The sequence below is a fragment of the Marinobacter antarcticus genome (assembly GCF_011049865.1).
Taxonomy (GTDB): Bacteria; Pseudomonadota; Gammaproteobacteria; order Pseudomonadales; family Oleiphilaceae; genus Marinobacter; species Marinobacter antarcticus_A.
In genome coordinates this window covers 26592-40374 of sequence record NZ_DRGY01000103.1, presented here as the reverse complement: position 1 = coordinate 40374, position 13783 = coordinate 26592, and the positions used below count along the sequence as shown (strand labels likewise).

Here is a 13783-nt window from a genome sequence, read left to right as displayed (position 1 = left end):
TGGTTCAATGGTGACAACAGGGTGTACTCAGGCGGCCGTTCCCCGTTGCGCAAGCAGTCGATACAGGGCTGCCAGAGAGCATTCGCTTCGGCGAGAATGTCCTTTTCCAACCTGGCCCAATTTTCTTTGACGGTTTTTTTAAGGGCCTCGGGCACATACATAGATCGCTGGGGGTGCGTTGTTTTTCGCGCGTCGAAGGTTAACGGTAGGTAGTCTTTGTAGAGTTTTTCGATGGCCGGCCCGAAACCGCTATCCAGAAAGCTCGGGAAGGTCCACCATTTTTTATCATAGGCCCCCCGCAAATTACCCAGTGCATCGTCCATGGGATCGTCTGCGGTTGCGATATTCCATCCTGCAACTGCTAACCGAGACGGGCCCAGTATGGTGTTCTGCCACCAAGCCTTATCTTCACTATTATCCGCACCAAGAACGCCGTCGCCACGGGAATGCAGCACCACAATCTTGCGGGCGGCGCTGTGGGCGGACGGGAATACGCCCAGCCCCAAAGGATGTACGTCACGACTACTGTCGTTGGTGAGCGCGTTATCGGCAACGGCGGGTTGCCAGAGAAAGAGGTGGTCGACGAGGTTGCTTTTCCCGATGGAGCCCACAATGTTCAAGGCCGTGAGCGCAACCCGGGCACCCAAGGAGTGGGAGATCAGGTTGATGGCAATGCCTGCCTCTGCCAACTGCACCAGTAACGGGACCAGGCGCCGGCCTGCTGCCATTGCATTCAGTTCCGCCTGCATGAAATCGGTGGATCCCGTGTCGCCTGGCCAGGAAATGTTGATAATGCGGCTGTATGGCATCCAGTCCTGGCCATCAAAGCCCGCGGCACGGTTTAGCTGGTACTCCACATGAATCGCCCAATTGTGAGCGCCTGAGCCATTCAACTGATCTTCTTTTAGTGGGGTGGCACTGTAGCCCGATAGTGCTTCCGCGTCCTGCCACACTGTGGCCTTGTTGGGGTGCCAGACATTCACGGGCACTGGCCCATGGCCACCGTATCGTTTGTGGCTATCTTTGCGGTTCAGGAATCTCCCCCATTCGCCATGGGGCACGTTGTAGCCGTGTACGTAGATGAGCGCGTTGTTGCCGTTTGCCTGGAAGTAATCCAGTTGCTCGTTGGTCAGCAAGTCATCTGCTGCGGGGGCTGACTCGCGTAAATTAATGATCACCGGTGGCGGTAAGTGTATCGCCCTTGCTTTGCGTTCACCCTCGATAACGGTGAGGTCTATACCTTCATCGAGGGCATTGCCGGGGGCGAAGCGGCGTTGTTCGCTCACGGTATCAAACCCGATCATGTGCTCTCCCTCTGGTTCCCCAGGCCAGTGCCATGTGGCATTGCCCGTGACGAGTTCGGTGAAGTGAGCCTCGGCCTTGTCTGGCGTATATTCTGTGCCATCGCGCAGTTCGGCCGTGACAGTATTGCCGCTTTCATCCTGGATTGTGCCGGCATTACTGAAAGATTGGGGCCGCCTGAGGTTATCGGAGCGGCGTAACAGCACGTTTGCGGTTTCGTACTTACAAACAGGCGCGCCGTGCGCCCCGAGAGGCGCGGCGCTGGGTGAAAAGGGCAGGTTGCTTGCGGGTGTCATTCAGGTTCCTTCCTGTGAATGCGTTAATGTTGCCAGTGCGTTCAGTGTGTCTGACCAATAGGCTCCTTGCCTGGTCTTGCGTAGCGTCGCGAGTTCATCATCGCTTAATCCGTCGGTAAAGCCTTGCATTACCAAGAGCCCAGCGCCAATTGTGGGCTATGCAACGCCAGGGCCTTGCCAGTGGTGGTCCAATCGTTGAGCCATGTTTTGCAGTCATCGTCGACGGGTTTGATGATCAAAGGGCCATCGAACGCTTGTTTTCGGTAGCCTGAATAGATGTAAGGCAGATCGTAAACGGGCGCTGGATCATGTTCAAACAACCGGCGCAGCGCATCAGGATGCTTGGCCTGATCAACCAGATACCAGTGGGCGTCTTTGCTCAACGGATTGGCGTGATGGTAAAACGAAGTGATTGTGTGAGCCATAGGGCTCAGCGCTGTGGAGTCCTTCATGGAAGCCTTCATCTATCCTTAGATGACCAGAATGCAGAGTGATAGTAGCGGAACCGGGAAACACTGTCACTTTCCATCTGCGGCTAAAATAGCCGTTGAGAAGCTGCGAGTATATAACGCAAAAGGGGTGCCTTTTCGGGCACCCCTTTTGCCTTTATTTTCAGATTACCCTACTTGCCGGTGACAAACTCGGGATACGCCTCCATGCCGCACTCAGAAATGTCCACGCCCTCGTATTCTTCCTCTTCGCTGACTCGCAAGCCCATCACCGCCTTGATGATGCCCCACACAACCAGGCTGGCAAGGAACACCCAGGCGAATATGGTCGCGGCACCAATCAACTGCCCGCTGAAGGTAACGCCTGCGTTGGTGACCGGCACCAGCATCAGCCCGAGGAAACCGCACACACCGTGGGCCGAGATGGCACCCACTGGATCGTCGATGCGCAGTTTGTCCAGAAAAATCACGCTGAACACGACCACTACGCCACCTAATCCACCCCAAACCGTTGAAATCAGAGCGCTGGGCGTAGAAGGTTCGGCGGTGATAACCACCAAGCCGGCAATGGCACCGTTAAGGAGCATGGTCAGATCGGCTTTACCGAATAGCAAGCGGCCGGTTATCAGGGCGGCAATGGCACCGCCGGCAGCCGCTGCGTTGGTGTTGAGGAATACCATGGCGACCGAGTTGGCGCTTGCGATGTCGCCAAGCTTCAAAACAGAGCCACCGTTAAAGCCGAACCATCCCATCCAGAGGATAAGCGTACCCAAAGCAGCCATGGGCAGGTTAGCGCCTGGAATCGCGCGAATTTCGCCCCCAGGACCGTATTTGCCTTTACGAGCACCAAGCAGCAGCACGCCAGCAAGGGCCGCAGCCGCACCGGCAAGATGAACAATGCCAGAACCTGCAAAATCGCTGAACCCAAGATCACTGAGGCTGTACAGCCCAAAGACGTCCTTGCCACCCCAGGTCCAGGAGCCTTCCAGCGGGTAGATAACGCCGGTCATCGCGACTGCAAAGGCAAGGAATGCCCAAAGCTTCATGCGCTCTGCCACAGCGCCGGAGACGATCGACATGGCCGTGGCGACGAACACCACCTGGAAAAAGAAATCCGCCGCGCTGGAGTAGATTGCCCCGCCTTCGAAGCCATTCTCCCGGGTTGCAAAATCCCCTAATACGGATGCTGTATCGACGTTCTCGATACCGTTCAGTAGGAGGGTGCCGTCGTACATTATGGCGTAGCCACACACCAGGTACATGGTGCAGGCTATGGCGTATAGCGCGACGTTTTTGGTGAGAATTTCCGTCGTATTTTTGGCCCGCACCAGCCCGGATTCGAGCATCGCAAAACCCGCAGCCATCCACATAACTAATGCGCCGCACACCAGAAAATAAAAAGTATCTATTGCATACTGCAACTGAAAAATATTGCTTTCCATGGGAAGCCCTCCGCACAAGGCACTTCAGATTGTTTTTTTGCGTTGGTTTTTAAGTGATCAGAGCAGGATTAAACCGCTTCTTCGCCGGTTTCGCCTGTTCGGATCCGGATCGCTTGTTGCAACTCAGTCACGAAAATCTTGCCGTCACCGATTTTTCCGGTGTTGGCAGCTTTGGTGATGGATTCGATAACCTGATCCAGCAAGTTGTCGCCTATGGCAACTTCTACTTTTACTTTGGGCAGAAAATCCACCACGTATTCCGCGCCACGATAAAGCTCTGTGTGACCTTTCTGCCGACCGAAACCTTTAACTTCGGTGACGGTTACGCCTTGTACGCCTATCTCGGATAGTGCCTCACGGACATCATCCAGCTTGAAAGGCTTAATGATCGCTGTCACAAGTTTCATTGCTTTCTCCTTGGTAAAACCGTCCCAACAGTGAGAGCCCACCGGCCAGTTGTTGAGTTGGGGGTGCTGCCGCTTCGCACGTCAATTGTGCGGATTGCGTGCAAGAGCTTTAGCACCGGGTATGCCAACGCAAAAAAATATCTTTAAATCAGTATCTTGAGCAATCTCGGTAGTCGTTCGGTATGAGTCCGAGTGCCCGTTTGCGCACCATAATAGAGCGCTGAGCCCTCCCGTGAGCCAGATCGGAGCAGGCAAGGGCAGAGCAAGCCTAGTATAGTGCGTACCGCGTCTAGTATGGCAGGGCTGGCGGTGTGATACACTCCTGCAAAATGGTCGCGGCACCGTCGTACGGGTCGAAACCGGACATTATTTGAACCAGTGAGGTGATGAGTGAAAGCTCCACAGGATATTTTCGCCCAGCTGCAGGGGCAGTTCGGCCAGCTTGTTCCAGACATGGCCCGCGCGGCCCGGGAAGATTTTGAAACTCAGGCTCGGGCTACCGTAATGGCGGTTCTGTCGCGCCTTGAGCTGGTAACCCGTGAAGAGTTTGATGCTCAGCAGGCGGTGCTTATGAAAACCCGTGAAAAGGTCGAGGCTCTGGAAAAAAGGGTTGCTGAGCTGGACAAACCCCCGAAAGCTCAATAACTCCCATGATTCCCGGCAGGAAGCCGGGCAGGCCAACTCACATCGGCCCACACTGATATCCATAAACCATGGAAGGTTGTTATGCTCGCCGTCGTCCATTCCCGCGCCTGCATTGGCGTTTCTGCACCTGAGGTCACCGTTGAAGTTCATCTTTCCGGTGGACTTCCTGCGCTCACGATTGTTGGGCTTCCGGAGACCGGCGTGCGCGAAAGCCGCGAGCGTGTAAGAAGCGCGCTACTGAATGCAGGCTTTGAATTTCCCGCCCGCCGCATAACCATTAATCTCGCTCCGGCAGACCTGCCTAAAGAGGGCGGCCGCTTTGATTTGCCGATTGCTCTGGGCGTTCTTGCCGCCTCTGGACAGATTCCTTCGCAAAGCCTGACTTCCTGTGAATTCCTCGGTGAACTCTCTCTTGACGGCGCACTGCGCCCGTTAAAAGGCGTTTTGCCCGCCGTGCTGGCGGCGCGCAAAGAAGGCCGGTGTTTGTTGGTGCCAAATGGCAACGCAGAAGAAGCCGCTCTAGCCAGCCAGGATGATGTACTGGCAGCGGGGCATATACTGGCTGTTTGTGAACACCTTTGTGGTCGTGCGAGGCTAGTGCCTTTGACTCGCACGGTGCCGGAGGCTGCTATGGCCGCTGGTATGCCAGACCTTGCCGACGTGCGCGGGCAAAGCGTGCCGCGGCGGGCGTTGGAGGTGGCGGCGGCGGGGGCGCACAATCTGCTGTTTTTTGGTCCTCCAGGCACAGGCAAAAGCATGCTGGCCAGTCGTCTGCCTGGAATTCTGCCGGATCTGAGCGATGAGCACGCCATGGAGGTGGCCAGCGTGCACTCGGTTGCTGGCCAGCCGCTAAGAGCCGGCGGCTGGCGCCAACCCCCGTTCAGGTCCCCGCATCATACCGCTTCGGCGGTGGCTTTGGTGGGTGGTGGTAGCAGTCCGAGGCCCGGAGAAATCTCGCTGGCACACCGTGGCGTGCTGTTTCTTGACGAGTTGCCAGAGTTTGAGCGTCGGGTTTTGGAAGTACTGCGCGAACCCATGGAAACCGGAGAGATTTCGATCAGTCGGGCCGCTCGCCAGGTTAATTTCCCCGCACGCTTCCAGGTTATTGGCGCCATGAATCCCTGCCCGTGTGGCTACAGTGGGCACCCAACCATTGAGTGCCAGTGCACACCGCAACAGATAATGCGTTATCGGTCGAAAATTTCCGGCCCTCTATTGGACCGGTTTGATCTGCACGTGGAAGTGCCGGTGCAAGGTGGTGATGTGTTGATGCACTCGGGAGGCGACGGTGAACCCAGTGCTGTGGTGCGCGAACGGGTGGCGCTTGCCAGGGCGCAACAGGCGCGTCGCGGATGCGTAAATGCCACCCTGGCTGGGCGCGAGTTGCAGGACGCTTGTAGCCTTGAACGCGCTGGCGAAACGCTGCTTTGTAGTGCAATGGAAAAACTTGGGTTGTCGGCTCGGGCCCTGCACCGGATATTACGTGTGGCGCGCACATTGGCTGATCTTGATGGCTCGGGTACCGTTTCGCAGCCACACCTTGTGGAGGCTTTGGGTTATCGGCAGTTTGATCGCCAGGTTGGTAACAGTTCTGTGGTATCCGCCTGACGCCTTTTACTCTGGTAAACTGTACGCAAATTCCGATAATCAGACCCGCCGCCCGCGGTTGAGGATTGCAGATGACTGACCAGAAGACGCCGCAAGATCCCAACGACGAGAACATCCCGTCAGAAACGACCAGTGAGTCACCGATTACCACGCGCCGTGGTGTGCGCAGTTTTGTATTGCGCCAGGGGCGCATGACGGAAGGCCAAAAAAAAGCCTATGAGCGCAGTTGGCCGACATTTGGCTTGAGCCGTGAAGACGGCATGATTGACCCCCGCCAGGTGTTTGGTCGCGATGCCATGCTCAACCTTGAAATCGGTTTTGGTATGGGTGGTTCACTTGCGGAAATGGCTGAAGCCGCACCCGAGCAGAACTTCATCGGTGTAGAGGTTCATCTACCCGGTGTCGGTGCGCTACTCAAGGAAATTGAGGATCGCGGATTGGAGAACGTTCGCGTTTACAACATTGATGCCAACGATGTGATTGATTTGTGCCTGCCAGATGCCTGCCTGGATCAGGTTATGGTGTTTTTCCCGGATCCCTGGCACAAAAAGAAGCACCATAAACGCAGGCTTGTGCAGACTGAATTCGTTCAGCGCATCCGCCACAAGCTGCGGGTAGGCGGGATCCTGCATTTGGCAACAGACTGGGAAAATTACGCTGAGCACATGATGGACGTGATGGGGGAGTCTGAAGGGTTTGCCAATACCCGGGCACAGGGCGAATATTCACCACGGCCTGACTATCGTCCCATTACCAAGTTTGAGAAGCGTGGCGAAAATCTGGGGCATGGTGTTTGGGATTTGCTGTTTCACCGCACTAATTGACGGCTTTTTGGCTCAGCACTCATTTAGCCCGGCACCAGCGGATGGCGCCGGGATGCGCGGATGATGACCAGCCCGGCAATACCGAGGGTGAGCGCCGTAAACTTGATCAGCGCACTGATAGCGGCGGCAAGGCTGATGGCATCTGTAGGTGCTTCCAGATTGTTTAGCAGCAGCGCATTTTCAGTGATATCCGCCAAGCCTGCGGATACAAACAGCGTTTGAATCCATCGTGCGGTCGTGCGTTCGCGTACGCCGGGTCTGTCCAGAATGCAGTGTCGGGTCAGCATAATCAGGGTGACGCAATACAAAGGAACGAAAAGGAAGTCTACCCAAAGCGAAAGTCTTGCCCATTGTAAGCCGTTACTGCCCCAGCTTTGCACGATAGCCCAGGCTTGCTCGGCATTTCCTGCCAACTGGTAGCTGACGATGCCCTGATGCGCTGACCCGGTTTTTAAAGGTTGGTTTATCAGCACCAAAACGACCACCAAAGCCAGAGTCGCAATCAGACAGGCTTTCAGGCCTTTGGATAAGGTCGGTAATCCCTTTTCTGTGTCCATTACAGAAAACGCTCCAACAGACTGTTCAGATACCTTTGCCCCAAACGTGTTGCCTGAAGCCGGTCGCTTACCAGTAGTTTATCTTCACGCAGTCTTTGAAGTTGTACCGCAACGGATGTCAGGGGTAAACCCGTGCGCTCAAAAAAAAGGCTTTCATCCACTCCTTTTCGCAGGCGCAGCGCGTTCATCAAAAACTCTAACGGGAGTTCGTCCGCCTCAATTTGCTCACTTCCGGCGGTGCGGCTACCGATTCGGTTCAGGTAGGCGTCCGGCTGACGCGTCTTCCAATAGCGCATTATCGCGCCGTCCGACAGGCTGATTTTACCGTGGCCACCGGCGCCGATAGCCATATAGTCCCCGAACGTCCAGTAATTAAGGTTATGCCGTGAAGCCTTGCCTTCGCGGCTCCAGGCCGACACCTCGTAGTCGTGAAAGCCTTGCTGGTGCAGATAGTCGCCGCCTTGCTGTGCGATCTCCCAGAGCAGGTCGTCGTCCGGCAGATCCGGCGGCCGGCTGTAAAATTCGGTATTGGGCTCCAGTGTCAGCTGATACCAGGACACGTGCGGCGGCTCATGGCTCATGGCAGATCGAAGATCGTCCAACGCCTCGCCAGGTGTCTGGCCCGGCAAACCGTGCATCAAATCCAGATTGAAGTTATCAAAGCCGGCCTTTTTTGCGGCCTCAATTGCCCTGTGCGCTTCTGTACTGTCGTGAATGCGGCCAAGGGCTTTCAGGTGGGCCGGGTTGAAGCTCTGCACACCAATTGAAAGACGATTGATGCCGGCGTCATGAAAGGCTTCAAACCGACCTTCTTCCAACGTGCCTGGATTGGCCTCCAGCGTGATTTCAGCATCCTCCGCAAAGATCATGCGCTCCCGGAGTCCCTTGAACAGCTTCTGATAAAAATCACTGCTCATCAGTGATGGCGTTCCTCCACCGATAAACACCGTTTCGACGCTGCGACCTGAGGTCAGCGCAAGATCCTGATCCAGATCCTCCAGCAGGGCGTTCAGATAAGCGGTTTCGGGGAGTTCATTCTGGATGGCGTGGGAATTGAAGTCACAGTAGGGGCATTTGCGCACGCACCAGGGCACATGTATATACAGGCTCAAAGGCGGCGTGACGGCCGCCGGGATAGGAGTGGTCACTGGCTCAGATCTCCGCCTGGAGCTGTTCCATCAGCAACGTCAGGGCGCGACCCCGATGGCTTATCCGGTTCTTCTCGTCCCGGGTCAGTTCTGATGCGCTGAGGTTTTTTTCAGGGCAAAGAAAGATTGGGTCATAACCAAATCCGCCATCGCCCTGAGGTGCTCTGAGTATCGTGCCAGGCCAGCGGCCGTGGCAGATGATCGGTGTCGGGTCGTCGGCGTGCCTCAGGTACACCAGCACACAGTGGAACTGAGCCCCGCGCTGGCCATCGGGTATATCGATCATGGCGCCCAGAAGCGCGTGCAGATTTTCGAGGTCGGAAGCGTCGGCGCCGGCGTAACGGGCCGAACGAACGCCGGGCGCGCCCCCCAGTGCATCCACGGCCAGTCCGCTGTCATCCGCCAGTGCCGGCAGGCCGGTCTCCCGGGCGGCATGGCGCGCTTTCAGAATGGCGTTCTCAACAAAGGTGACTGCCGGCTCCTCTGCTTCGCCAACGCCCAGTTCGCCCTGGGGCACCGGAATAAGATCCAGAGGGGCAAGAAGGTGGGTAAATTCGCTGATTTTGCCTTTGTTGTTGCTGGCGATAACAAGTTGTTCAGGCATGGTCTCCGCTCAATCGTTGAAAAGCGTGTGGGCAAATCGCACAGGCATGTCCTGGCGTTGACCGGAAGGGCGAGCGGTAATGTTGAACGTTAGCAGCTCGGCGGACGAATACTGGTATTGGGCAATAAAGTAGACGGAATCGCCTTCCGTAATCCTGCGAAAGGCCAGAAACCTTACCTGTTGAATGTCGTTTGAAACCTTGCCTTCTACCTGGCCGGTAACCGGCTTGATCACACCGTTTTCATTTTTCTGCATGATGGCGATGTTGACTATGCCAATACTCTTGCTGCGTTGAAGATTGTTGGCCTTTGCTACCTCCGGAGTCAGGAACGTGCTCGGCAATACGCTCCAGCGCACCTGATAATCTCCGAAGTTTTCGGAATCGGCGTGAGCGGGCAGGCTGAAGAAAACAGCAAACAAGGCGACTGTCGCCAGGGTGAAAGTGTTGCGCAGACCGATATCTATCATTACTTTTTCTCCCGGGTAATGCGGTAAACCGCGATCTCTCCCAACAGATTTGGCCAAAAGCGCGCCAGCCAGCTGTTTTGATGCTGGCCATCCACCACGCGCCGGCTTTTGATTTGTATGCCTTTCTGGCGACACAAGGCTTCAAAATCCTTGAAGGTGCATAACCGTATGTTGGGTGTGTTATACCATTTATACGGCAAAGCTTCGGATTCGGGCATGCGGCCGCTGAGAGCCAATCCCCAACGCAGGCGCCAGTGAGCAAAGTTGGGGAAGGTCACTATGCCTTCGTCACCAAGGCGTAGCATTTCGTCCAGTACCTTGTCGGGCCGGCGCACTGCCTGCAACGCCTGTGTCATCAGCACAATATCAAAGCTGTTGTTTTCAAAGTTATCCAGCCCCTGGGTATCCAGGTTCTGTTCAATCACCGAGACGCCACGATTCATGCAGGTGGTTATGTGGTCCGGGTTGATCTCCAGGCCAAAACCGGTGGCGTTACGCTCCTGTTTGAGGAAATCGAGCAGGGTGCCGTCGCCGCAACCTAGGTCTAACACGTGATGGCCGGGTTTCACCCACTGTTGAATGATTTCGAGATCCGCCCTCATGCTCCTACCTCCCTGGCCACACGATCCATATACGCCGTGAAGATGCTGGTATAGCGCGGGGTCGGAATCAGGAACGCATCGTGGCCCCAGGGCGCATCGATTTCTGCGTAGCTGACTTTTCTGCGGGCGGCGATCATGGCGTTCACCATTTCTTCGGAACGGGCCGGGGTGAAACGCCAGTCGGTGCTGAAAGACAGCACCAGGAACTCACAGCGGGCTTTGGCGAGCGCTTTGGAGAGGTCGCCGTCGGATTCATAGGCCGGGTCAAAATAATCCAGCGCCCGGGTCATCAGAAGATAGGTGTTGGCATCGAAGACTTCCGAAAAGCGTTCACCCTGATAGCGGAGGTAACTTTCTACCTGAAACTCCGCATCGTAACCAAATTTGTAGGCCTGATCCCTGAGCTCACGGCCAAACTTTTCGCCCATGGAGGCATCTGAGAGGTAGGTGATATGCCCCACCATCCTTGCCAGCATAAGACCACGCCGGGGCAGGGTGTCAAAATCGTGATACCGGCCGTCATGGAATTCGCGGTCAGAGGTAATGGCCTGTCGTGCTACCTCGTTAAATGCGATATTTTGGGCCGTTAAACGAGGGCTGGAGGCAATGGCTACCGCATGCTTCAGTCGATCAGGGTAATCAAGGCTCCATTGCAGTGCCTGCATTCCCCCCAGTGAACCGCCCACAACCGCAGCCCAGCACTCAATGCCCAGCCGATCTGCCAGCAGCGCCTGGCTTTTTACCCAGTCGCTAACCGTGACAACGGGAAAGTCAGGGCCATAAGGTTTGTTTGTAGATGGATTGGTTGAGCTAGGGCCGGTGCTGCCGTGGCAGCCACCCAGATTATTGAGACTAACCACAAAAAAACGATCTGTATCGACGGGCTTTCCTGGCCCGATGCAGGTATCCCACCAGCCTGGTTTGCGATCATCCACAGAGTGGTAGCCGGCGGCATGATGGTTCCCGCTCAGGGCATGACATATGAGTACGGCATTGCTGCGATCCGCGTTGAGTTCGCCATAGGTCTCAACCACCAGATCATAGCGCTCCAGTGCATGTCCGCACGCCAACTCGATAGGCGTTTCAAAAGGGTACGTCTGTGGGGTGACTACCCCTACAGAATCCACAGGCATGGGCTCGGGCATCGGCGCGAAAGATTCCTTGTTCGGTCCGTTAGTGACGGCTTTGCGGGCTGACGTAAAAACTCAACCAGCAAAGCAGTCTAATGGCGGGCCGTCATGGCTGCAACCGACAGGCTCTGTCGCGGCTAGATAATGCGACTAGATAGCGCGGCTAAATAGCACCGGAAATATTCACCACTTTCTGTTGGATCATGGTGGGTGCGGGCTTGCGAATTTGCCGCTGCATGGCATCCACTAATTCCAGTTGCCGGCGCAGGTCGCTGATCGTGTTGCTCAGGCGTTCACGTTCAAAGCGGCCGTCACGGTCGTTTCTGACCATGTCCCGGAGGCGTCGTATCTGATGCTCCAGCAATTGTTTCTGTTCCATTGAGTACTGCATGATCGGCAACAGCGCTTCTGAGGGCCAGCGTTCCACGTCGTCGCGTACACGGGCATGCAGAGTTCTGGCTTCGTTGACCATTACATTGAAAAAACGTCGCACCAGAACGGACTGCCCGGTGAGCAGATTTTTGGGGCTGACCCGGAAACGCCGGGCTTTTTTGCGCAACTCCCTGACCGCAATAACGTGTCGGCCGGCACGCAGCGGAATGGGTTCCAGGTGGCGGGCACGGGTATCGTCGTTGTACCTGCGATAGATGGCCCCAACCATCTTTTCCGCGAGGCGGCCTTCGCTGAGCAGGTTGGAGAAATCACTTTCCAGCAGTTCAAAAAACTGATCCATGGCGCTGTTCATGCCTGCCGTGGTCCAGCTTTTCGACATACTTTTGTGGATCCTCTGTGCATGGGTTTCAAAGCGATCTTCGGCAACCAAAGTTTTTAACATCTGGCCCTGAGAGCCCATCAACCGGCGGCTTGAGCGCAGAGTGATCAATTTTTTATAGTAAAAATCATAATCTGTCTGGGCACGGTCGGCCAACCGGGTAAGCGCGGCTTTGTCCATGGTGGTGCCGGAGCAGGCTTGAGACTCTTCTTCAAGAGAGTCGAGGCGGGTCTGCATCGCCGCCTGGCTGTTCTGCAACATACCCAGCAGATCATTGATCAGGCTTTGCGTGATCAACTGCTCTTTGTGCATGAGAATGCGCTGGATAATCAGTTGTTCCAGGTTGCCGATGTTGGAGCGGGTAAACAGATCGTTGTCTTTTCTGACCCGCGCAACCAGACCCTGCTTGGCGGACAGAGGTATAACGTCCTGCTGCCGAATGCCCAGATGATCCGCGGTATACCCGCGCACTCGCTCGATAGCCTCGTGAGTGTGTTTTTCGCCTTGCAGGTCGTCCCAAAGTACGTCTATTTTGTTCAGTACTGCAAACCTGCCGGCGCGGTGATCGGCGTGCTCTGTGTCTATGTGCTCTTTCCAGATGGTCATGTCGCTGGCAGTAACGCCGGTGTCTGCACTGAGTACGAAAATAATGGCATGCGCTTTTGGCAGCATGCTAATGGTGAGCTCCGGCTCAGAGCCAAGGGCGTTAAGGCCAGGGGTATCAAGAATGCGCAGGCCGCGTTCGAACAAAGGGTGTCGAATGCTGATCTGGGCGTTGCGCCAGGCCGGAACCAGAACGTTGCCAGGGTTGTTGCGATCGTGTTCCAGCATGTCTTCGTCAAAGCCCAGCGCTCGTGCCTGTTCGGGAGGCACGCTTTTGACCCGGGCCACTTCTCCGAGGATCTCGCGCATGATCTCAGGGTCGCGCTCATCCAGACCGTGCTTTACCCAGCGTTCAGGCTGTTTGCGCAATTGCTGCAATGAAAAGTTGCCGGTGCGAGTCTCTATGGGGAGCAACAGCAGATAGTTTTCGTTGGCGCTGCGGTCAAAAAATAGCTCAGTCGGACACATGGTTGTGCGCCCGGCCTGGGAGGGCAGCATGCGCTGACCAAAATCCGAGAAGAACAGGGCGTTTATCAGTTCCGTTTTGCCTCGGGAGTACTCACCGACAAACGCAATGGTGAGCTCATCTTCAATAAGCAGCTCAAGGCCATGGCGGATCCGGTTGCTGATGTCGTCAGAGAACAGGTTGTTGTCCTGAAGCCACAGCCGATAACGGCCGATCTGGCGGATCAGCTCTTTTTTCCAGTTGTGATAGGCCTCTACCTGCTGGGTCAGATTTCCCTGAAGACTCATTAGATTTTCCTTCTGCACGACTTCTGGTATTCCCTGGGCAGACTCGCTGGGATTCACGTGACTTACGGATTAATTAATAACGGTTAATATTAGCCTGTTCCCAGCGTTTGCGCGGCAGGGTGTTTGCATGTGTGTGGCAATCGTTGACATGAATGCAATAAAAAAAGCCGCAA

14 protein-coding genes are annotated in these 13783 nt (G+C 55.7%); 3 read left to right on the top strand and 11 right to left on the bottom strand.

From position 1 onward, the window contains the following. From ENI00_RS13190 to glnK, 4 genes are all read right to left on the bottom strand, one after another. Window positions 1-1598, bottom strand: a 1598-nt coding sequence (locus ENI00_RS13190; protein ID WP_304103186.1) for an alpha/beta hydrolase, incomplete at its 3' end; no start/stop codon positions are given. Between the two features lie 128 nt (window positions 1599-1726). Further along, window positions 1727-2050, bottom strand: coding sequence for a hypothetical protein (locus ENI00_RS13185; RefSeq protein ID WP_304103183.1), 324 nt, complete (start codon window positions 2048-2050; stop codon window positions 1727-1729). Between the two features lie 170 nt (window positions 2051-2220). Continuing rightward, window positions 2221-3489 carry an ammonium transporter gene (locus tag ENI00_RS13180; RefSeq protein ID WP_304103180.1) on the bottom strand — a complete coding sequence of 423 codons (1269 nt, stop codon included), beginning with the start codon at window positions 3487-3489 and terminating at the stop codon, window positions 2221-2223. A 68-nt stretch (window positions 3490-3557) separates the two neighbouring features. Beyond that, window positions 3558-3896 carry a P-II family nitrogen regulator gene (gene glnK / locus ENI00_RS13175; protein ID WP_071264623.1) on the bottom strand — a complete coding sequence of 113 codons (339 nt, stop codon included), beginning with the start codon at window positions 3894-3896 and terminating at the stop codon, window positions 3558-3560. Between the two features lie 390 nt (window positions 3897-4286). Between glnK and ENI00_RS13170 the strand changes: the two genes are divergently transcribed. The 3 genes from ENI00_RS13170 to trmB all read left to right on the top strand — a co-directional run bounded on the left by ENI00_RS13170 (window position 4287) and on the right by trmB (window position 6973). Next, window positions 4287-4541: an accessory factor UbiK family protein gene (locus ENI00_RS13170; RefSeq protein WP_304103172.1), complete on the top strand. Its 255-nt coding sequence runs from the start codon at window positions 4287-4289 to the stop codon at window positions 4539-4541. Between the two features lie 81 nt (window positions 4542-4622). After that, entirely contained in the window at window positions 4623-6149 is a 1527-nt protein-coding gene (locus tag ENI00_RS13165; protein WP_304103169.1) for a YifB family Mg chelatase-like AAA ATPase, read from the top strand. 71 nt (window positions 6150-6220) lie between these two features. After that, window positions 6221-6973 carry a tRNA (guanosine(46)-N7)-methyltransferase TrmB gene (trmB, locus tag ENI00_RS13160; protein WP_304103166.1) on the top strand — a complete coding sequence of 251 codons (753 nt, stop codon included), beginning with the start codon at window positions 6221-6223 and terminating at the stop codon, window positions 6971-6973. Window positions 6974-6996: 23 nt separating this feature from the next. On the opposite strand, the gene ENI00_RS13155 is transcribed toward trmB, so the two are convergent. The 7 genes from ENI00_RS13155 to ENI00_RS13125 all read right to left on the bottom strand — a co-directional run bounded on the left by ENI00_RS13155 (window position 6997) and on the right by ENI00_RS13125 (window position 13610). Continuing rightward, window positions 6997-7530 carry a hypothetical protein gene (locus tag ENI00_RS13155; RefSeq protein ID WP_304103164.1) on the bottom strand — a complete coding sequence of 178 codons (534 nt, stop codon included), beginning with the start codon at window positions 7528-7530 and terminating at the stop codon, window positions 6997-6999. Next, on the bottom strand, window positions 7530-8678 hold the full coding sequence (gene hemW, locus ENI00_RS13150; RefSeq protein WP_304103161.1) for a radical SAM family heme chaperone HemW: 1149 nt from the start codon (window positions 8676-8678) through the stop codon (window positions 7530-7532). The genes ENI00_RS13155 and hemW overlap by 1 nt, the downstream gene beginning before the upstream one ends. 4 nt (window positions 8679-8682) lie before the next feature. Then, complete coding sequence (rdgB, locus tag ENI00_RS13145) at window positions 8683-9282, bottom strand: RdgB/HAM1 family non-canonical purine NTP pyrophosphatase (RefSeq protein WP_304103158.1); 600 nt, start codon at window positions 9280-9282, stop codon at window positions 8683-8685. A 9-nt stretch (window positions 9283-9291) separates the two neighbouring features. Continuing rightward, window positions 9292-9750 (bottom strand): DUF4426 domain-containing protein, encoded by a 459-nt coding sequence (locus ENI00_RS13140; RefSeq protein ID WP_304103155.1) that lies wholly within the window; start codon window positions 9748-9750, stop codon window positions 9292-9294. Further along, the gene (gene metW / locus ENI00_RS13135; RefSeq protein ID WP_304103152.1) at window positions 9750-10352 is read right to left on the bottom strand and encodes a methionine biosynthesis protein MetW; all 603 of its coding nucleotides are present in this window, start codon (window positions 10350-10352) and stop codon (window positions 9750-9752) included. Before metW ends, ENI00_RS13140 begins: the two co-directional genes overlap by 1 nt. Beyond that, window positions 10349-11497, bottom strand: a complete 1149-nt coding sequence (metX, locus tag ENI00_RS13130) for a homoserine O-succinyltransferase MetX (RefSeq protein ID WP_304103149.1) — start codon at window positions 11495-11497, stop codon at window positions 10349-10351. Before metX ends, metW begins: the two co-directional genes overlap by 4 nt. A 148-nt stretch (window positions 11498-11645) precedes the next feature. Then, a complete protein-coding gene (locus ENI00_RS13125; protein ID WP_304103146.1) occupies window positions 11646-13610 on the bottom strand; it encodes a dynamin family protein in 1965 nt (654 codons plus the stop codon). Window positions 13611-13783: the final 173 nt, after the last annotated feature.